Annotated in this window: 19 protein-coding genes and 3 tRNA genes; 11 read left to right on the top strand and 11 right to left on the bottom strand. The window is 57.5% G+C overall.

The annotated features are described in order from the left end of the window. Window positions 1-61 precede the first annotated feature (61 nt). Window positions 62-493 carry a hypothetical protein gene (locus tag ACUTQY_RS07845; RefSeq protein ID WP_033642636.1) on the top strand — a complete coding sequence of 144 codons (432 nt, stop codon included), beginning with the start codon at window positions 62-64 and terminating at the stop codon, window positions 491-493. A gap of 17 nt (window positions 494-510) precedes the next feature. On the opposite strand, the gene ACUTQY_RS07840 is transcribed toward ACUTQY_RS07845, so the two are convergent. Continuing rightward, entirely contained in the window at window positions 511-852 is a 342-nt protein-coding gene (locus ACUTQY_RS07840; RefSeq protein ID WP_033642637.1) for a GlpM family protein, read from the bottom strand. A 122-nt stretch (window positions 853-974) separates the two neighbouring features. Beyond that, window positions 975-1,199 (bottom strand): DUF2594 family protein, encoded by a 225-nt coding sequence (locus tag ACUTQY_RS07835; protein WP_004927950.1) that lies wholly within the window; start codon window positions 1,197-1,199, stop codon window positions 975-977. A gap of 694 nt (window positions 1,200-1,893) precedes the next feature. Here ACUTQY_RS07835 and uvrY point away from each other — a divergent pair. From uvrY to ACUTQY_RS07800, 7 genes are all read left to right on the top strand, one after another. Next, entirely contained in the window at window positions 1,894-2,550 is a 657-nt protein-coding gene (uvrY, locus tag ACUTQY_RS07830) for a UvrY/SirA/GacA family response regulator transcription factor (protein WP_004927947.1), read from the top strand. After that, a complete protein-coding gene (uvrC, locus tag ACUTQY_RS07825; protein ID WP_071845073.1) occupies window positions 2,543-4,375 on the top strand; it encodes an excinuclease ABC subunit UvrC in 1,833 nt (610 codons plus the stop codon). The genes uvrY and uvrC overlap by 8 nt, the downstream gene beginning before the upstream one ends. A 58-nt stretch (window positions 4,376-4,433) precedes the next feature. After that, a complete protein-coding gene (pgsA, locus tag ACUTQY_RS07820) occupies window positions 4,434-4,982 on the top strand; it encodes a CDP-diacylglycerol--glycerol-3-phosphate 3-phosphatidyltransferase (protein ID WP_033642639.1) in 549 nt (182 codons plus the stop codon). A 143-nt stretch (window positions 4,983-5,125) separates the two neighbouring features. Continuing rightward, window positions 5,126-5,201, top strand: a tRNA-Gly gene (locus ACUTQY_RS07815). A gap of 359 nt (window positions 5,202-5,560) precedes the next feature. After that, window positions 5,561-6,013, top strand: a complete 453-nt coding sequence (locus tag ACUTQY_RS07810; protein ID WP_046686810.1) for a hypothetical protein — start codon at window positions 5,561-5,563, stop codon at window positions 6,011-6,013. 351 nt (window positions 6,014-6,364) lie between these two features. Continuing rightward, a tRNA-Cys gene (locus ACUTQY_RS07805) sits at window positions 6,365-6,438 on the top strand. A gap of 10 nt (window positions 6,439-6,448) precedes the next feature. Beyond that, a tRNA-Leu gene (locus ACUTQY_RS07800) sits at window positions 6,449-6,534 on the top strand. 164 nt (window positions 6,535-6,698) lie between these two features. Here the strand turns inward: ACUTQY_RS07800 and ACUTQY_RS07795 are convergent. Further along, complete coding sequence (locus ACUTQY_RS07795) at window positions 6,699-8,039, bottom strand: anaerobic C4-dicarboxylate transporter (protein WP_033642641.1); 1,341 nt, start codon at window positions 8,037-8,039, stop codon at window positions 6,699-6,701. Between the two features lie 237 nt (window positions 8,040-8,276). On the opposite strand from ACUTQY_RS07795, the gene ACUTQY_RS07790 reads away from it, so the two are divergent. From ACUTQY_RS07790 to ACUTQY_RS07780, 3 genes are all read left to right on the top strand, one after another. Continuing rightward, window positions 8,277-8,729 (top strand): PaaI family thioesterase, encoded by a 453-nt coding sequence (locus ACUTQY_RS07790; protein ID WP_033642642.1) that lies wholly within the window; start codon window positions 8,277-8,279, stop codon window positions 8,727-8,729. 142 nt (window positions 8,730-8,871) lie between these two features. Further along, the gene (locus tag ACUTQY_RS07785) at window positions 8,872-9,153 is read left to right on the top strand and encodes a hypothetical protein (protein WP_033642643.1); all 282 of its coding nucleotides are present in this window, start codon (window positions 8,872-8,874) and stop codon (window positions 9,151-9,153) included. After that, on the top strand, window positions 9,119-9,670 hold the full coding sequence (locus ACUTQY_RS07780) for a hypothetical protein (RefSeq protein WP_033642644.1): 552 nt from the start codon (window positions 9,119-9,121) through the stop codon (window positions 9,668-9,670). Before ACUTQY_RS07785 ends, ACUTQY_RS07780 begins: the two co-directional genes overlap by 35 nt. A 56-nt stretch (window positions 9,671-9,726) precedes the next feature. Here ACUTQY_RS07780 and ACUTQY_RS07775 read toward each other — a convergent pair whose 3' ends face one another. The 8 genes from ACUTQY_RS07775 to ACUTQY_RS07740 form a co-directional block, all read right to left on the bottom strand. Continuing rightward, window positions 9,727-9,996 (bottom strand): hypothetical protein, encoded by a 270-nt coding sequence (locus tag ACUTQY_RS07775; RefSeq protein ID WP_033642645.1) that lies wholly within the window; start codon window positions 9,994-9,996, stop codon window positions 9,727-9,729. 102 nt (window positions 9,997-10,098) lie between these two features. Further along, window positions 10,099-10,266, bottom strand: coding sequence for a hypothetical protein (locus tag ACUTQY_RS07770; protein ID WP_154219868.1), 168 nt, complete (start codon window positions 10,264-10,266; stop codon window positions 10,099-10,101). Window positions 10,267-10,395: 129 nt separating this feature from the next. After that, window positions 10,396-12,021: a GMC family oxidoreductase gene (locus tag ACUTQY_RS07765; RefSeq protein WP_342188416.1), complete on the bottom strand. Its 1,626-nt coding sequence runs from the start codon at window positions 12,019-12,021 to the stop codon at window positions 10,396-10,398. A 108-nt stretch (window positions 12,022-12,129) separates the two neighbouring features. Next, window positions 12,130-13,056, bottom strand: a complete 927-nt coding sequence (locus ACUTQY_RS07760) for a LysR family transcriptional regulator (protein WP_033642647.1) — start codon at window positions 13,054-13,056, stop codon at window positions 12,130-12,132. A 98-nt stretch (window positions 13,057-13,154) separates the two neighbouring features. Continuing rightward, window positions 13,155-14,657 carry a glycine betaine/L-proline transporter ProP gene (gene proP / locus ACUTQY_RS07755; protein ID WP_025302375.1) on the bottom strand — a complete coding sequence of 501 codons (1,503 nt, stop codon included), beginning with the start codon at window positions 14,655-14,657 and terminating at the stop codon, window positions 13,155-13,157. A 414-nt stretch (window positions 14,658-15,071) separates the two neighbouring features. Continuing rightward, window positions 15,072-16,439, bottom strand: a complete 1,368-nt coding sequence (locus tag ACUTQY_RS07750; RefSeq protein WP_033642648.1) for a TolC family protein — start codon at window positions 16,437-16,439, stop codon at window positions 15,072-15,074. 3 nt (window positions 16,440-16,442) lie between these two features. Next, window positions 16,443-18,380, bottom strand: a complete 1,938-nt coding sequence (locus ACUTQY_RS07745) for a MacB family efflux pump subunit (protein WP_033642649.1) — start codon at window positions 18,378-18,380, stop codon at window positions 16,443-16,445. Further along, window positions 18,377-19,582 (bottom strand): efflux RND transporter periplasmic adaptor subunit, encoded by a 1,206-nt coding sequence (locus tag ACUTQY_RS07740; RefSeq protein WP_089194547.1) that lies wholly within the window; start codon window positions 19,580-19,582, stop codon window positions 18,377-18,379. The genes ACUTQY_RS07745 and ACUTQY_RS07740 overlap by 4 nt, the downstream gene beginning before the upstream one ends. Window positions 19,583-19,735: the final 153 nt, after the last annotated feature.

Below are 19,735 nucleotides of genomic sequence, written 5' to 3'. Positions count from 1 at the left end.
AGGCTACTGACAGCAGCTATTCTCTTGTTACGATAAGCATTATTTTTTTCAGGAGCCAAGGATGAAGCATTACGCCGCGTTGTTGTTCGCCTCTGCACTGTTGACGGGATGTGCGACCCAAGCCGTACCACCGCAACAGGCTGAATTACCGCCCCCAAGCCGTCTGATGCTTTATCAGAATATCCCGGATACGCCATACGCCACGGTGGTGGTGGTGCGCGACAGTGGAATGCTGGCGGGTAGCTGCCGCACCGGCGTTTATGTGAATGGGGAGTTCGCCGCTTCGCTGGGCGCGAAAGAAAAAGCGGAGTTTCGCGTGCCGCCGGGCAATACTTCGGTGAGCATCGGGCAAGATATGATAGAGAACTCTCTGTGTATTTGGCGAGATACCAGCGGCAGCGTGCCGATGACGCTGCGCGCCGGTGAAAGCCGCTATCTGCGTATCGCCGGCGATCGGCAGCGAGGCTTCGTTTTGCAGGCAGGGCGGCCGTAACCGCCCAGGCAAGGGCGTTAACGTCCTTGCCACCATCCCCACAGCGTAATTAATAGCCACGCCGCCGCAATCCAGCACAGTACCGCCGCCCCCAGCGCTAACGACAGCCGCAGACTGTTAATCAGGAAATACAGCGAAATCAAATACACCAGATAGGGCAACACCGCCCACATGCCGAAAATCAGCGTCGTTTTCAGCGCCGCTATTGAACGTTCGCTGCCGACAACATAATGCGCAATCAAAGCGAAAGTGGGGAAGAGCGGGACTAAACCGGCGATATAATAGTTGCGCGTTTTGGCCAGCAGGCCGATCAGAACCACGACCAGCGCGCCTATCAGCGCTTTGACAAAGATGCCCATAACGGTCTCGGGTGTCGGGGGAAAGCCAACACACTGCCCGAAAGCCTGAGCAGAATCAATGGCGTATTGCGTAGTGCGGGGAAAAACAGACCCGCATGAATCGCGGGTCTGAGCGGCAACGTTTACTGGCGGTAAGCGTGCTTGATTTGCTGAATGCTGTTCTTGAAGATTTCCGCCTGAGTCGGATCTTCAATCTGGGCGATGAAACGTTCCATGTTGATGATGACTTTCCCGGCATCGGCCTGGCCGATCGACTTCAGGATCAGCGTCAGCGTGGCTTTGAGGCAGGCAACCTCGGTCGCCAAGATCTCCGGGTTTGCAGACGTAGTGAAATCAACGTTGCTCATTTTCTCTCCTGATTTTTGAGGCCGTAGCCTGATACAAGCTGCTTTAGCGCACCGCGCGCGGACTATAGGCAAGTTGCCCACGCACGGCGGCGAATTTAACTGGGCGCGGAGTATAGCATAGCATGCGTCAGCCATCTGCACCGGGCTTGCTCTGGCGGCGCTGGTGGGTGAAGTTTGCTCATTGCACGTCCGGGTCATCCATTGTCGGCCAGTTATTTCGAGGCGGTTAACAAGTATTTGCCCGGCTCGTTATTGTTGAACAATCGGGGTTATTATAATTATTAGGGGCGGGTGGCACTGATTTTGCCGGCGTTGGTCGGTAATAATAGTTTTGTACGCCGGCTGTCAGGCTCGCGTTGGCCGCGGCTTTAAATATCAAATGATTACAAACAGCCAACAGCCGTGTTAATATTATTCATGTCGTGATTGCTTACACAGATTTCTCCCTCGCGGCATGATTGTCGCGCTATCCTGTGTCTGACGCAGCGCGACGAAATTATTTTCGTCGCTCGATCTTTTCCGACGTGACGATTTATCGGCGGCATAGACGGCTAAAATTGAAAAATCAGCTATGCTCCGCAAAGTTATTCGGAAGTATGTATTAATCTGTGTTCATTCTTGTCTGAAAAACAAGTAATATCTCTGGCGAAAACAGAGGCTGATTGCGTTACTCCCTTTTTTTGGAGAATTTTCCTTGATTAGCGTTCTTCTTGTTGATGACCACGAACTGGTGCGCGCAGGGATACGACGCATTCTTGAAGATATCAAAGGTATAAAAGTTGTCGGTGAGGCCCAGTGCGGTGAAGACGCCGTAAAATGGTGCCGTGGCAACGCTGTCGATATCGTGCTGATGGACATGAATATGCCGGGCATTGGCGGGCTGGAAGCCACGCGCAAGATTGTGCGTTATGCACCCGACGTCAAAGTCATCATGCTGACTATCCATACCGAAAATCCCTTGCCCGCGAAGGTGATGCAGGCGGGTGCCGCCGGCTACCTGAGCAAGGGCGCCGCGCCGCAGGAAGTGATTAACGCCTTGCGTTCCGTGCATGCGGGGCAGCGCTACATCGCGTCTGACATCGCCCAGCAAATGGCTCTGAGCCAGCTGGAGCCGCAGGCCGAAACGCCGTTCAGCTGCCTGTCTGAGCGCGAGCTGCAGATCATGTTGATGATCACCAAAGGCAAAAAAGTGAATGAGATCTCGGAGCAACTGAGTCTCAGCCCGAAAACGGTGAACAGTTACCGTTACCGTATGTTCAGCAAATTGAATATCAGCGGCGACGTCGAACTGACCCACCTGGCCATCCGACATGGATTGTTCAATGCGGAGACGTTGTTAAGCAGTGAATGACCGTTTTGATGCCAAAGCTTTCCTGAGTACCGTCACCAGCCAACCTGGCGTCTATCGTATGTATGACGCCACTGGCACGGTGATCTATGTCGGTAAAGCCAAAGACCTGAAAAAACGTCTCGCCAGCTATTTTCGGCAGCAGGTCAGCAGCCGTAAAACCGAAACGCTGGTTAAAAATATCGCGCAAATAGACGTAACGGTTACCCATACCGAAACAGAAGCGCTGTTGTTGGAACATAACTACATTAAATTGTACCAACCGCGATATAATGTTCTTTTGCGAGACGATAAATCTTATCCGCTGATTTTTCTCAGCGCCGATACCCATCCCCGTTTAGCGGTGCATCGCGGCGCCAAACACGCCAAGGGCGAATATTTCGGTCCTTTTCCCAACTCTTACGCCGTGCGCGAAACGCTGGCGCTGCTGCAGAAGCTGTTCCCGATCCGCCAGTGCGAAAACAGCGTGTATCGCAACCGCTCGCGCCCGTGTCTGCAGTATCAGATCGGCCGCTGTCTGGGCCCTTGCGTCGCCGGCCTGGTGAGTGAAGAAGAGTACCGGCAACAGGTGGACTATGTGCGGCTGTTTCTTTCGGGCAAAGATCAACAGGTGTTGCACCAGCTGATTGCCCGCATGGAAGAAGCCAGCAAGCTGCTCAATTTCGAAGAGGCGGCGCGCATACGCGATCAAATTCAGGCCGTGCGCCGCGTTACCGAGCGGCAGTTCGTCTCGGGCGACAGTGACGATCTGGATGTCATCGGCGTGGCGTTCGACGCCGGTATGGCATGCCTGCACGTGCTGTTCATCCGTCAGGGCAAGGTGTTGGGCAGCCGCAGCTATTTCCCTAAGGTGCCGGGCGGTACGGATATGAGCGAAGTGGTGCAGACTTTCGTCGGCCAGTTTTACCTGCAGGGCAGCCAGGCGCGCACGTTGCCCGGCGAGATCCTGTTGGATTTCAGCTTGCCGGAAAAGGACCTGCTCGCAGAATCGCTCTCCGAGTTGGCGGGGCGCAAGATCCAAATTCAAAGCAAGCCGCGCGGCGACCGCGCCCGTTATCTGAAGCTGGCCCGTACCAACGCGGCAACGGCGTTGACCACCAAGCTTTCGCAACAGTCGACGATCCATCAGCGGCTGGCGGAATTGGCCAAGGTGCTGAATCTGGCGGAAATCAATCGTATGGAGTGCTTCGATATCAGCCATACCATGGGCGAACAGACCGTAGCTTCGTGCGTGGTGTTCGACGGAAACGGCCCGGTGCGTTCGGAGTATCGGCGCTACAATATTAGCGGCATCACCCCCGGCGATGACTACGCGGCGATGACGCAGGTGCTGAAACGCCGTTACGGCAAAGCGCTGGAAGAGAAAAAAATCCCGGATGTCATTTTCATCGACGGCGGCAAAGGGCAGCTCGGCATGGCGATCGACGTGTTCAACTCGCTGAACGTCACCTGGGACAAGAATAAACCGTTGCTGATCGGCATCGCCAAAGGCGCCGATCGCAAGGCCGGGTTAGAAACGTTGTTCTTCGTGCCGGAAGGCGAAGGGATTTCGTTGCCACCGGATTCGCCGGCGCTGCATGTGATCCAACACATCCGCGATGATTCACATAATCATGCGATTACCGGTCACCGGCAGAGAAGGGCGAAAGTCAGAAATACCAGCGCACTGGAACTGATTGAGGGCGTAGGGCCGAAACGGCGCCAGGTGCTGTTGAAGTATATGGGCGGACTGCAACCTTTGTTGAACGCCAGCGTGGAGGAAATTGCAAAAGTGCCGGGTATTTCACAAGCATTGGCAGAAAAGATCTACAATGCATTGAAACACTGAGGGCAATGTAGCAACATACTCTTAATTTCCACTTTAGCCAGATAGTTACCGTAGCATTATGCAATTGAATATACCGACTTGGCTTACCCTGTTTCGCGTAGTTCTGATCCCATTCTTTGTGCTGGCGTTTTACCTGCCGTTCAGCTGGGCTCCGATGGTTTGCGCCGTTATCTTTGTGTTTGCCGCTGTCACCGACTGGTTTGACGGTTTCCTGGCGCGCCGCTGGAAACAAACGACGCGCTTCGGGGCGTTTTTGGATCCGGTCGCGGACAAAGTGATGGTGGCGGTAGCGCTGGTGCTGGTGGCGGAGCACTACCACAGCTGGTGGATCACGCTGCCGGCGGCCACCATGATCGCCCGCGAAATCATCATTTCGTCGCTGCGCGAGTGGATGGCGGAAATTGGCAAACGCAGCAGCGTGGCGGTGTCCTGGATCGGCAAAGTGAAGACCATGGCGCAGATGATGTCGCTGGTGGGCTTGCTGTGGCGCCCGGATCGCTCTGTGGAATATGTGGCGATCGGCTTGCTGTATATTGCGGCGGTGCTGACTTTCTGGTCGATGTTCCAATATTTGAACGCGGCGCGTAACGATTTGCTGGAACCGTGATCGATACGCTGCAAAAAGCGGCAAACGATCGTGGTGGGCCAACAATTTTATTGACTCATCACGTCAGGTAAGTAGAATGCATCGCATCAGACGACAACGATGAATTGCAAAAGATAGCAAAGAAATCAGTCAGTTCTGGTAATGCGGGAATAGCTCAGTTGGTAGAGCGCAACCTTGCCAAGGTTGAGGTCGCGAGTTCGAGCCTCGTTTCCCGCTCCAAATATTAGCCTGTTGAATCCCCCGTGATTCGGCAGGTAAGGAAAAGGGGCTTCGGCCCCTTTTTCGTTTTCTGCTTCTGCGCCATTCGGCGAAACCTTTCTTCATCTTCCCATATCGATTATTGACTCTTCTCACGTATCTTTCCTGTCGTTGTCATACTGTTGGATGCAGCCGTTAAACGGTGAAACAATAATTTGGTACGTCCGGCGGTTCGCCATGCAAGAAGAAAATAACGCGGCGTATGACACCATCCGAGCACTCAGGCACAGCCGTGCTGCGCTGTCGCCTCGCCAAATAGCTGGGTTATCGGCAAAGCGAAGCGGTAGGTCGGTCTTTTGGAACCGGGTATAGGAGGATGTATGGAATCTGGTGCTTTAAAGCATCTGATAAGAACGGCGGCGGGATGTGCGCTGTTCTTCGGCCTGGTCGCCCCGCCGTTGGGGGGCGTGCTCATGTTTCTGCTGATGGCGTTCGGCAGCGGTGAGTGGGTGGGAATAAGTCTTCTCGATGCCGGCGACTTGCTGGGCATGGCGGGGTTTATCGGCATTTTTTCTTATGCGCTCGGTTTTTTGCCGGCATGTTTGGCGGGGGCTATTGCCGGTATCGTCCATTCAGGCATTCGCCAATTGCGGTGGTTTCTGCTGTTGTGTGCGGTGGTGTCCGCCATTGCCCCCGGTTTGCTGAATGCCGATCAGCGTATTTTTGGCGCGATCGCGGTCTTACCGGGAATGTTCGCCGGGTTTTTATGGTGGCGTCGGAGATTGCGTGATGCCCCGACTGATGAGGTTTTGCACGATAGCCCTTCGCCATAAGCAAGCGAAAAGCCGGGGAGGGCCATTCCTGTCGAGAAAAAGAACCGTTTTGCCCGTGAATTCCTGAGCCGATGCATATAATATCAACATTCCGCTTGCCTTTTCGTTGGCATTGTGAACAGTGCGCCCACAAAATAAGCAGTTGAAAGCGTTAGAGAACTTTTTGCTATTTCGGGGGGTTGCCAAGGTGGGGGGTTTAGTCCATAATGCAGTCCATCGATTCGGCAGTAACGAAATAAATTACTTAAGAATCAGATGATTAGGATAAGCGATTTTATCATCGCAATCCCGAAGAACAAAACGAAGTGGGTGATTCACCGGCTTTGGCCTGAAAAGGCAAAACAGAATAAAGGCGCGTTAACAAAGCGGTTATGTAGCGGATTGCAAATCCGTCCAGTCCGGTTCGACTCCGGAACGCGCCTCCAACTTTCCCGAGCCCGGGTGGTGAAATCGGTAGACACAAGGGATTTAAAATCCCTCGGCTTATGGCTGTGCGGGTTCAAGTCCCGCCCCGGGTACCAGGGAACGAAAATACCGAATAATCAAAGCAATAAGTAGTAATGTCGTAGACCGCCGAGAGGCGGTTTTTTTGTGTCTGAAATTCGCATTACGCCTGCATTTTTTTCCTTTCTTGTCATGCCGCCATCCTGCCTGCAGGGAGCCCCGCAGGGCTCCACACTACAGATCATAAGAAACCGAACGCCGCGGCGAGGATCCAGCCGAAGACGCAGGAGACGCTGACGCCGATCAGGCCCGGTAGAATGAAGCTGTGATTGATCACGAAGCGGCCGATGCGGGTGGTGCCGGAGCGGTCGAACTGAATTGCCGCCAAATCGCTGGGGTAGGTCGGTAAAATATAATAACCGTAGCAGGCCGGCGCCGAAGCGACGATATAGGCCGGGTTGACGCCGATCGCCAGCGCCACCGGCACCAGCGCCGCCAGCGCGGCGGCCTGCGAATTGACGAATTTCGACACCAGCAGCAGGATCAGCGCATAGGCCCAGGGGTACTCTTTCACCAGCACGCCCAGCGTGGCTTCTATCTGCGTCAGGTGCGCGCCGAACATGGTTTCCGCCATCCAGGCGACGCCATACACCGCCACGATGGCAATCATGCCGGAACGGAACACCTCGTTTTTAGAGATAGACGCCGGGTTGGTGCGGGTAATGATGACGATCAGCGCCCCGGCCATCAGCATGCACATCTGGATCACCAGAACCATGGAAAGTGGCTTGCCACCGAAGCTGGGCCGCAGGTCGGAAAAAGCCCCCAGCACCGCCACTAGGGCGATCGTGGCGAGGAAAATCCACATGGCGATCCAGTTGCTGCGTGGCAATACCCGGTCCAGCAGGGTGGCGGCGTCGCCATAGACGTAGCGATGGTTCTCCGGCACCGAGATGAATTTCTGAAACTCGGGATCTTTGTCCAGGTCTTTGCCGCGGAACCAACTGAAGATACCGATCGCCAGAATGCCGCACAGGGTGGAAGGAATGGTGATCGACAGCAGATCGAGGAATTCCAGATGGCGGCCATTGAAGGTGTAGCTGCTGAGCATCGCCACCAGTGAAACGACAGCCACCGAGACCGGGCTGGCGATAATGCCCATCTGCGCGCCGATCGAGCTGGCTGCCATCGGCCGTTCCGGGCGGATGTTATTTTTGATCGCCACGTCATAGATGATCGGCAAGATGGTGTACACCACATGGCCGGTGCCGCACAGGATAGTGAGAATGCAGGTGACGAACGGCGCGATGATCGAGACATATCGCGGGTTGCGCCGCAGCATCCGCTCGGCGATCTGGAGCATGACGTCCAACCCGCCTGAGGCCTGCAGGGTGGCGGAGGCCGCCACCACCGCGATGATCACCAGCATCACGTCTACCGGCGGTTTGCCGGGCTGCAGGTGAAAGCCGAACACCAGAATCATCAAACCGATACCGCCCAGCAACCCCAGCGCAATGCCGCCTTTACGCGCCCCATACAGCAGGCATGCCAATATAACCGCTAATTGCAGAAAGAAATCCATGATAGATACGCCTTAATAATGTTGAACTTAACTACGTTCAGTTTCCGGCGGCGTTTACAGCAGAAAGTTGTTTTAAATCTAAAGGCATTAATAAATTGTGGTTATTAACCTTAAAGAGTGATGTCGGTCACATTCAAAGAACATAGAGAGCGGGCGGAAAGCGGTATCAGCACGAAAAAGCAAGCCAAGAGGTCAGACCTCTCCTATATGACGGATTTACCACCAGAGGAGAGAGTTATGGATCCGACAAAAATGACGGGGCTGGCGTTATTACAGGCAGCGATGGCCGGCAAAATTCCACCGGCTTCGATCGCTGAAACGGTGCCCATGAAACCGGCCGCGGTTGAAGAGGGATATATCCGCATCGTGGCGCGGGCCGACGAACGCCATCTTAACCCGCTGGGCGGCGTTCATGGCGGCTTCGCCGCCACGGTTTTGGACTCGGTGACCGGTTGCGCGGTGCACAGTACGCTGGGCGCAGGGACGGGTTATGGCACCGTCGATCTGCAGGTGAAAATGTTGCGCCCGGTGCCGAAGGAGATTGATCTGATCGCCGAGGGGCGTCTGGTCTATGCGTCGAAAAACGTCGCTTTCGCGGAAGGCACGCTCAAAACGGCGGAAGGAAAATTGCTGGCTTCGGCAACCGCCACTTGCTTTATCATTCGCTCTACCGAACAGCCGCCACAATAACCTGCCATTTATCAGGCCCCGGTTCTTCCATCCGGGGCCTGATGCATTTCTCTGTCGGCTGCACCGATCGCCGCGATACGGCTGCAGGCGCGATGCGTCATTGTGGTCTAGTATTCTTGGGTAAAAATTTATCGGGGTGAGTATGCAGCCGTATAAAGAGGTTGAGTTTGATCATGAGCTTTGTCTGGCGATCGGCAGAGCCGTATTGGACGTGGTAGCGCAAGGGGAAGAAACCAGCGCGACGTCGGTGATGAGCGCCATTGAGCGGGCGGTGGAACAGGGGCTGAACGACGACGACACCGCCGTTGCCGACGACGCGCTGGATTTGATGGCTCGTCTCATTCACGGCTGCGGATTTATTAATCTATCGGGTGAAGAGGAGACTTCCCATGCATTGGTTGAATTTCAAGCGCTACAAGAGTGACGTCGCCAAACAGGCCGTGCCGCCGCATCTGAATGCCGCTGAATTTGCGCGGCATTATGCCGATAAGCCGCAGGAGAATACGGAAGAGTATCTTTCGCTCAGCGGGGAGATGTGTTGGGATGCGGTGGTGCTGTGCGCCCACCGTTCCGGCGCGCTCAGTAAGGCGAAATACAAGCAGCTGTGGCTGACGGTGTTCGATAAGCAGTACAAACATTTCGTCAGCCCCGACGATACCGAGATCCGCACCATGGCGGATATGCTGCGCGCCCCGCAGGGATGTTTTATCGGGATATTCTCCATGCGCGACGCGGCCTCGCCCCGATTGCTGCATGCCATGATCGGCACCGGCGCGGGATTTGCCGCAGGCAATAAAAATCTTTGCATCGGCGTGGGAGGCGCGGTCGGCTGGGAGAATCTCAATCTGGCGCGCGATCTGCGCTGGCAGCCGGAAGGCGGTTTTCTACGCCAGGGCGACAGTGAAGTGCTGCGTATTTTTTATCGGCCTTTCCCCGCCTGAAACGGTCCGGACGCTTTTTAGGGTAAAAAAACCGCCGTTGGGCGGTTTTTTGCGTCTTATTTGAACCCGCCGCTGCGGATGAAGTCGAGACCGGCGGCGGTGATCCGCGTTTGGTGCGGATCGATATCATAGTTGTTCTCGTCGATGTCGCTCATCACGTAGGCCTGTATCAGCCCCTTGGTTTTGAGATAGGCGAAGGGATCCGCGAAGGCGTGCGGGCTGGTGGCGTCCTGCTTCCACAATTCGTAAGTTTTCTCATCCAGCGTGCCGGGATGATTGGCGGCCAGTCGGGTCAGGATCTGATTGTAGAACACATAGTCGGTCATGATGCGGTCCTCTTTATCGCGAGCGACAGTCTCGGAAAATGACGTAACGTCTATCAATCATAGCCGATGTTTGCTCGCCGCCTGCGTTATCGCGAATCCAGGTTATCCACGCTGGCTTTCGAACCAGTGAAACAGACGCGAAATGGTGAGGCTGAGATCGCCGATGTTGAAGAGCGCGCCGAGCCACAGGGTTAGCATAACCAGGATGCCGATGATGACGGGAAGATCCATTTTGCCCATGAGAATGTTTTGCAGAGGTGACGGTGCCACAAGGGTAACACCGTTTTCCGGCAGGATAAAATGTGCCGCCGTTATTTCGATTGTGCCGCTGTGGAATGGCGAAGGCCGGCCATCAGGGTGACCGGCCGGGTTTCAACAGCCTATCTTGCCGCCAAACGATCAGGCATAGTGGCGGGCGATATGCTCGGCGGTGGCGATCGTCGTCACATTAGTGGCGACGGAGGGCACGTCGGGGAAAATGGATGCGTCGACAACCCGAAGCCCGTGCACGCCGTGCACGCGGCCCTGAAGGTCAACGACCGCCTTCGGGTCGCCGGCATTCCCCATTGGCGCGGAGGAGGTCGGGTGATGATAGGTATCCAACGTCGCCGCCATCGAGGCCAGAATGGCCTCGTCGCTGTCTGCGGCAGGCGCAAGCTCGCTGTGGATAAGCGTAGACAGCGGAGCGGTTTGCCCTATTTTTCGCGCCAGTTTAACCCCCTCCAGCAAGCGAACACGGTCACTCTCTTGCGCCAGGAAGTTAAGGTCAATGTGAGGGGCTGCCATCGGATCGCGGCTTTCCAGCCAGATGCGTCCGGTGGATTGCGGCCGAGTCAGCGCCACCGCCAGGACAAAACCGACGCCGGTGGGGCTTTGGTCATGTGGGAACAGATGCGTCGCGGTAATGTGCAGATCGAGCTCCTCCGGTTCCGCTCGGCTGCTGCGGGTCCACAGCTTGGCGCCGATAACCGGCGATTGGCTGCCGATGACGTCGGGGCGGGCTGCGTAGGCATTGTAATAAAAGGGGTGATCGACCAGGTTTTCACCGACGGGCAAATCGGCGACGACGGGGATCCCCAGACGCTTCGACTGTTGCGCAGGCGCAATGCCGGATCGCATCAAAACGGCGGCGCTGCCGTAGGTTCCGGCGCTCAGGATCACTTCAGCGGCATGGATTTCTTCGCCACTGGCCAGGCGAACGCCGATCGCGCGCTGCCCGTCAAATATCACGCGGTCGACCAGCGTATCGGCACGCAGGATGAGATTGTCTCTGGCGCGCGTTTTCTCATCCAGATAGGCCATGCCGGTGTTAACGCGCACACCGTTGACGATATTCATCGGGTAGGGGCCGACGCCATTCGCTGAAGGGCCGTCAAAATCGTCGATGGCGTCATAGCCGTTGGCGCGCGTGGCGGCGACGAAAGCGCGTTGCATTGGCGTGATGTCATCCAATGTGAGTTGCACGACGGGGAAAGGACCGCTATCGCCATGGATTGCGCGGTCGTGCAGGCCATGACGAGTCTCCAGTTTTTTGAAGGAGGGCAGCAGATCCTGATAGCGCCATCCCGGCAGATCCCAGCGTTTGAAATCTTCCGGGCGGGCGCGGATCGCCACGGCGCCGTTGACGCCTGAACTGCCGCCCAGGACTTTACCGCGGATGGCGCCGATCGCGTGGCTGACATAGCCGGGTTCTGTCCGGTATCCCCATTCGAATTCCGGGTCGCCATTGGCGCCGAGCACGTCGCTGTTCGCGATGAGGCGCGGATAATCGTAGGGCTCGTAACTGTGTCCGGCCTCTATCAGCAGGACCCGGCGCGTTGGGTTTTCGCTGAGGCGAGCCGCCATCACCGCGCCGGCGGAACCGCCGCCGACGATGATCACGTCGAAGGTGGATGGCTCGCTGGCGCGTTGGGCCGGTTGTGTTTGCGCCGCCGACGCGGAACTCGATGCGCAAGCGCTGAGCGTGGCGGCGGCTGAAACGGCCAGCGTTTGGGATATCAGCTGACGGCGTGACAGGTCTTTCATGGCGTAGTCTCCAGAGCGGGCGGAAGGTGTGTTCTGCAGACTAAAACCCGGAGATAAAAGCGACAAGCGGGCGAAATTCGAACCTGCCGTTCGCGTTCTGCGAACCTTTCAGGTTGACGTCAGGAAAGGGGACAGCGCGGTTTCCCAGCTGGGCGTAGGGCCAATGTGCTCGCTCAGAAAGTCCACCAGCGCCTTGATCTTGGGGGATGCGCGTTTTGAACGGCGATAGACGGCGGAAATGTCGCCGCCGTCGGGTGAATAGGCGGCCAGCACAATGCGCAGTTCCCCTGCGCGTATCGCGTCGGCGGCGATAAATGCGGGCAGGATGGCGAGGCCCAAACCAGCTTTCGCCGCCGCCAGCAGGTGAAAAGCATTATCGGTGCGCAGGCGTTTGCCGATACGAAACGATCGGATCTCGCCTTCGATGGGGAGTTGCAGCATGCCGGTCGGCTCGCGGTGAATATACAGCAACCCCTGATGCTGTTGCAGGTGTTGCGGGTGCGTCGGCGTGCCTTGACGCGCAAGATAGGCTGGGCTGGCGCAAATCAAGTGACGGTTGGCGCAGATGCGCTGCGCGATCAGGTCGGAATCCGCCAAGGCGCCGATACGGATGGCGACGTCGAAATTTTCCTGATTCAGATTGGCCAGGCGATCGCTGTACTCCACGTCCAGATTGAGGTTCGGGTATTGTTCCATAAAGGCGGATAACAGCGGCGCCAGATAGCGGATGCTGAACGCCATCGGCGCGGTTAACCGCAGTGGGCCCTGCAGTTGGCCGTGCAGTGTTCGCACCGACTCTTCGGCATCGCTCACTTCGCTTAATATGAGAACGGCGCGCTGATAGAACAGATGGCCGGCGTCGGTCAGCCCAAGCGTTTTCCCGCGTTCGAACAGCACAGTCCCAAGGCGCGTCTCCAACTGCTGGATGCGTTTGCTGACCACCGACTTGGTGGTGCCCAAGCGGCGGGCGGCGGCGCTGATGTTGGCGGCCTCGACCACGGCGATATAGGTCGCCATCTCCTGAAACTGATTCATTCATCTCTCCTTCGGCATCCGCCGGGTCAAGTTACCACTCTGTGCACGCCAGGCAAAAAAAACCACCCGGGCGGGTGGTTTTTGCTTGTCAGTGCGAATCAGTCCAGTTTGGGGTGCTGGTCGATCAGGATCTGTTTTTTCTTTTCCAGTTCGGCGATCTGCGCGTTGATGTCCTCGACTTTCTGTTCGATGTTGTCGTAGGTTTCCTGCAGCAGCTCTTTTGCCTCGGAGCGGTCAGAGGCGGCCGGCGTCGCGCCGCGTAGCGGCTTGTTGGCGGTTTCTTTCATGTACAGACCGGTGATAAGACCGATCACCGCAACAACCATCAGGTAGTAGGCCGGCATGTACAGGTTGCCGGTCGCTTCCACCAGCCAGGCGGCAACGGTCGGCGTCGCACCGGCGATCAGTACCGAAATGTTGAACGAAATCGCCAGCGCGCTGTAGCGGATGTGCGTCGGGAACATCGCCGGCAGGATGGAGGCCATCACCCCGGTGAAGGAGTTGAGCAGCACCGCCAGCACCAGCAGGCCGACGAAAATCAGGCCGATGACGTTGCTGTTGATCAGAATGAAGCACGGGATCGCCAACGCCAACAGGCCGATGCTGCCGCCGATGATAAACGGCTTACGGCCGATGCGGTCACTGGTCAGGCCGATCACCGGCTGCACGAACAGCATGCCGATCATGATGGCGATGATGATCAGAACGCCGTGATCTTCCGAGTAGTGCAGGTTATGCGACAGGTAGCTCGGCATGTAAGTCAGCAGCATGTAATAGGTCACGTTGGTGGAAATCACGATACCGACGCACACCAGCAAACTTTTCCAGTGTTTGGCCGCGATCTCTTTGAACGAGGTCTTTGGCGGATTCTCGATGGCGTTGCGATCCTCTTTCTCCATCTTGTCCACGTGCTGCTGGAACGCCGGGGTTTCTTCCAGCGCATGGCGCAAGTAGAGACCGATCAGGCCCAGCGGCGCGGCGATGAAGAACGGGATACGCCAGCCCCAGTCGAGGAAGTTGGCTTCGCCGACGATACTGGAGATCAGCACCACTACGCCTGCGCCCATCACAAAGCCGGCGATGGAGCCGAAGTCCAGCCAGCTGCCCATAAAGCCGCGTTTGCGGTCCGGTGAGTATTCGGCGACGAAGATCGCCGCACCGGAATATTCACCGCCGACGGAGAAGCCTTGCGCCAGTTTGGCCAGCAGCAGCAAGATCGGCGCCCAGATGCCGATCGACGCATAGGACGGGATCAGGCCGATACAGAAGGTGCTGACCGCCATGATGATAATGGTGACCGAGAGCACTTTTTGACGGCCGAACTTGTCGCCCATGGCGCCGAAGAACAGACCGCCGAGCGGACGCACCAGGAAGGGGACGGAGAAGGTCGCCAGTGCGGCGATCATTTGCACGCCGGGAGAGGCGCCGGGGAAGAAGACCTGGCCAAGCGCATAGGCGACAAAGCCGTATACGCCGAAGTCGAACCACTCCATTGCGTTGCCGAGGGCCGCGGCGGTAATGGCCTTCTTGAGTTTGCTGTCATCGATGATGGTGATGTCGTTAATGTGCATCGGTTTATGTCGTTTTTTTCTTAACTTCATATAATCATCCCTTAATGAATTATTCGTTGTTCGTGAAAGCGTAATCTCCGTTCACTGTTGTTTTCGAGTTATCAAATCGGCTAATCGAATCGCGGTTCAAGACGATTCATTATCCACATTTAAGTTGAGATGTGGATCACAAAATAGCGTCGCTCATGCCGATGTTATGTCATTTAGGTGACTAATTATTTTGCATCTATAGCTTAACGTTATATCTTGCGGCGATCAAATCCAGCAGTTTAACTTAAGTGTTTGCACCGATTTGGTGCGAGAATGGTCTGATAATTGTGCGATCTGGCGATTTTTCGGCTGATTGATGGTGTTTCCAGTATAGAGAATACGGGAGATAAAACAGGAAAAATTGATGTGTTCGCCGCTAAAAAAACGCCTGGCCAGGTGGCCAGGCCGGTGAGATTACGGCGCCGATGAACCGCCGAATTCGAGATAGATTTTCGCCAGATTCTGGTACTGCGCGAAGCGGTTCTCATCCACCGCCAGTTCCGCCTGACGGCGTTGTTCCTGAGCGTTCAGCCAGTCGGTAATGGTGACGGCGCCCTGTCGGTAACGCACCTCGTTCAACCGCTCCGATTTACGCGCCAACGCCAATGAGGCGCGCAACTGCGTCTCCTGCGCCAGCAGCTGCGTGCGCAGTGACAGCGCGTTGTTCACATCGCCCATCGCTTTGTACAGCGCCTGCTTGAAGGCCAGAACTTGCTGTTCATAGTCGTTGCGGGCGATCTTGATCTCCACGCCCATTTGCCGCCACTGCAGGAACGGCAGCGTCAGGCCGGCGCTGAGGCTGCCCGTCGGGTTGCGCAGGAATTCCAGCAGCGCGCTGCTGCTGGCGCCCAGTGAACCGGTCAGGCTGAACGCGGGATAGTATTGCAGACGTTTTTCATCGACGTTGGCCAGGGCGGCGCGCAACCGCAGCTCTTGAGCGCTGAGATCCGGGCGACGGCTCAGGACGCTGGCGGGAATGCCGGTGTTGATCTGCGGCATCGCCGTCGTCGGCAGGCGCGCGGGCGCGATGGTGGCCTGGCCTGATGGCGCGCCCAGCAGCACCGCCTGTTCGTTCAGCGCCTGTTGACGATCGTGTTGTAACGCCACCAGGCTGCGTTCCTGCGTCAGCAAGTTTTGTTCCGCATTCACTACGTCCAGCGCCGAGATGCTGCCGGCCTGATAACGGGCGTTGGCCAGCCGCAGCGTCGTTTTGGCATAGGCGATGCTCGCCTGGCTGACGCTGATTTGTTGATTGAGAAAACCGATGCGCCAGTAGTTGGTGGCGGCGTCGGCCAACAGCTTCAGGCGCGCCGCCTGCAGATCCTGCACGGAAGCCTGGCTGCTCCACTCGGCCGCGTCGCGCTGGCGCGCCAGCTTGCCCCACAGATCGACCTCATAGCTGGTGGTGAGCGACGCGTTGCTGGTTTTATTCCACGCGGAGGACTCGGACAGCGGGCGATTAATGCCGCTGCCTAATGAGGCGCTGACGCCGGGCGCGGTGCTGATGCCGACGCGTTCCGCCTCGAGCCGCGCGCGGTAAACGCGCAGCACGGCGGCGGCCAGATCGTTATTGCTCGCCATCACCTGTTGCAGCCAACGATCGAGCTCGGGATCGTGGAAATCGCGCCAGTCGAACGGCGTCGGCGCGGCGTTGTCGGCAGCGTATTGCCACCCCGCAGGATAGTTGACCTGCGGCGCCCGGTAGTCGCTTTTCAGGGCATTGCCGCAGCCGGCGGTGAGCAGGGCGGCGAGGCTTAACGCCAGGGGAGATAAAATTTTCATGGGTTACTCGCTGGCCAATGAAACGACCGGATCCATCCTTGCCGCTTTGCGGGCGGGGAGATAACCGAAGATCATGCCGATTAAGGTTGAACAGAAAAATGCCGTGGCGGCGGCTTGCCAGGAATAGATGGCGGTGAACATGCCGCCCGCCAGCGAGGTGAACAGCGACCCGGCGGCGAACGACAGCGCGATGCCCAAAGCGCCGCCGATCAGACAGACCAGCACCGCCTCTATCATGAACTGTTGCATGATGTCGCTGCGCCGCGCGCCGACCGCCATGCGCACGCCGATTTCGTGGGTGCGTTCGGTCACCGAGACCAGCATGATGTTCATCACGCCCAGGCTGCCGATCACCAGCGCGATGGACGCCACCATCAGGATCAGCAGGCTAAAAGTCATTGACGTGCGTTCGATGGACTTTCGGATTTTATCGAAGTTGTACAAACGGAAATCTTTTACGCCATGGCGTTGGGTCAACAGCTGTGTGATAGCGGTGACGGCCGATTCGCTGGCGACATTGTCCTTTAGCCGAACGGTGATGCCGCTGAGCGTCGGTTTGCCTACCATGCGATACATCACCGTGCTGTAGGGCATCCAAACAGTAATGCGATTGGGCGCGTAGTTGCGATTGCTTTTCGCCACACCGATCACTCGGGCCGGCACCGAGCCGAGAAACACGATCTGGCCGAGCGGCTCGACGCCGAAATCGCCGAACAGCGCCTGGCGCGCATTGTCGTCGATGATCACTTCCTGCAGCGCATTACGATCGTCGCGGAAAGTCACGCCTTGTAACAGCTCGACGCCGTTAACGCGGAAATAGTCGCGCCCGACGCCGGTGATCGAGGCGGTGGCGGATTTGCTGCGAAAACGGATGCTGTCGGAAGCGTCTACTTCCGGGCTGACGCTGTCGACGAAGCTTTGCTGCGCCAGCGCGTCGGCATCGGCCGGCACCAGGGTGCGGATGCTGTCGATGGCGTCGTCGAAGAAATCGCGGCCCGGATAGATGCTTACCACGTTAGTGCCGAGATCTTTGAGGTTTTCCAGCGTGCGCTGTTTGGCGCCTTCGCCCAGCGCCACTACCGTGACCACGGCGGCGATGCCGAAGATGATGCCGGTCATGGTCAGCGCGGTGCGCAGACGATGAGCGTTCATCGCTTTCAGCGCCATGTGCAGCGATTCACGGGTGCGGTCGATCAGGCGTTGCCAGCCGCTTTGCCGGCTGCGGTTCGGCGGCGGCAACGATGGGCCGGACGCCGACTTGCGGCCGCTGTCAGCGATGATCTTGCCGTCTTGCAGTTCGATGACGCGCTGCGCATGTTGCGCCACTTTCATATCGTGGGTGACGATCACCACGGTATGGCCGCGCTGATTCAGTTCGCTCAGGATCGCCAGCACTTCCTGGCCGGATTGGGTGTCCAGAGCGCCGGTCGGTTCGTCCGCCAGGATGATCTCACCGCCGTTGATCAGGGAGCGGGCGATGCTGACGCGCTGCTGTTGGCCGCCGGAAAGCTGGCCGGGCTTGTGGTCTTCTCGTCCCTCAAGCCCCAACCGCGCCAGCAATTGCGCCGCCCGCTGCCGACGCTGATCGCGCCGGGCGTTGGCGTAGATGGCCGGGATTTCGACGTTGCCCAGCGCGCTGAGATCGGGCATCAGGTGATAGCGCTGGAAGATAAAACCGATATGTTCGCGGCGCAGGCGGGCCAATTCGTCCGGCGACAGGTGGGCGGCGTTCTGGCCGCTGATGTAGTAATCGCCGCGATCCGGCACGTCGAGGCAGCCCATGATGTTCATCAGCGTCGATTTGCCGGAACCGGAGGCGCCAATGATCGCCACCAGCTCGCCGGCGGCGATGGTCAGATCGATGTCTTTCAACACCGTTAACGCTTGACCGCCGTTGGTGTACGTTCGGCTGATGCCTTTTAGTTCGATGATCGCGTTCACAGGAAGATGCCATCCTCAGCCGATTTGGCGGCGGGCTGCGACAGCACCACGGTTTCACCGGCTTTCAGGCCGCTGAGGATCTGAATGTCGACATTGTTGGTGATGCCGGTGGTCACGTTGCGCGTTTCCAACCGCTGGTCCTGGGTCAGCACCTGCACCTGCTGCTCTTTGCCATCGATTTTATGCACCGCCTGGATCGGCACCAGCAGGGTGTTCTTCGCGTCGCCGAGCAGCAAGGACACCTGCGCGGTCATGGCGATGCGCAGGCGGTTTTCCGGGTTTGGCACGTCCAGCAGCGCGTTGTAATAGACCGAGGCGTTCGAGGTGCCGGAGCCGGAAGCGGAGCTGGTGCCGGCGAGCGAGTCGTCTTTCATCACCGATTCCGGTGCCAGCTCGATAGTGCGCAGCGTGGCGTCGTAGCGTTTATCCGGATCGGAGAAAATAGTGAAGTAAGCCTTTTGTCCCGGCGAAATGCGGGTGATGTCGGCTTCGGAGATCTGCGCCTTGATGGTCATCATATCCAGCCGCGCCAGCTTGACGATGGTCGGCGCACTTTGGCTGGAGTTGACCGTTTGTCCCTGCTGCGTGACCACGGCGATAACAATGCCGTCCATCGGCGCAACCACGCGGGTATAGCCCAGATCGATTTTTTTCTTCTCGACTTCGATCTGCGATTGCACCAACTGCGCATTGAGCGCCTGCAGATCGGCGCGAGTGGTGGCGAGCGAGGCTTCGGCGGTCTCGAAGTCTTCCCGAGAACTGGCTTCGTCGTTCAGCATGCGGCGCTGGCGTTTGAAACGCGACTCCGCCTGTTTCAGCAAGGCCTGTTTGGCTAACATATTGGCTTTGACTACGTTCAGCGCCGCTTCGGCGTTGCGCAGATCGTTGCGCTGTTGCAGATCGTCGATGTCGGCGATCGGTTGCCCTTTGGTGACGCGATCGCCCAGCTTGACCTTCAGCGATTTGACTTCGCCGGAGACGCGGGCGCCGACGTTGACGCGTTCGATGGCATCCAGCCGCCCGGTGGCCAGCACGGCGTTTTCGATATCGCCCAGGCGGGCCGGCGCGGTAACGTAATCCTGCTGCGGCGGGCGTTGCCAAAAGATGGCCAGCGCGACGGCGACGGCGATGAAAACGATGGCGGCGATCAACGCCAGACGGCGGGAGGGGAGTTTCAGTGATGACATACCCAGGTTTTCCATAACGATAAAAGCGGCGGTTCCAGTCTGCCATCATGGCAGCGCCAGCTTGAACTGGCGCTAAACGTGAGGCGCTTTCCCGCTGGAAAGGGGATAGTAAAGGCTTTCCCGTTAAAGATCACGGTGAGTTATTATCCGCTGGGTGTGCAACCGGCT

It is taken from the genome of Serratia sp. TSA_130.1 (assembly GCF_052691795.1).
Note: the sequence above shows the minus strand (reverse complement) of the source record. Positions and strands in the feature narration are given on the sequence as shown.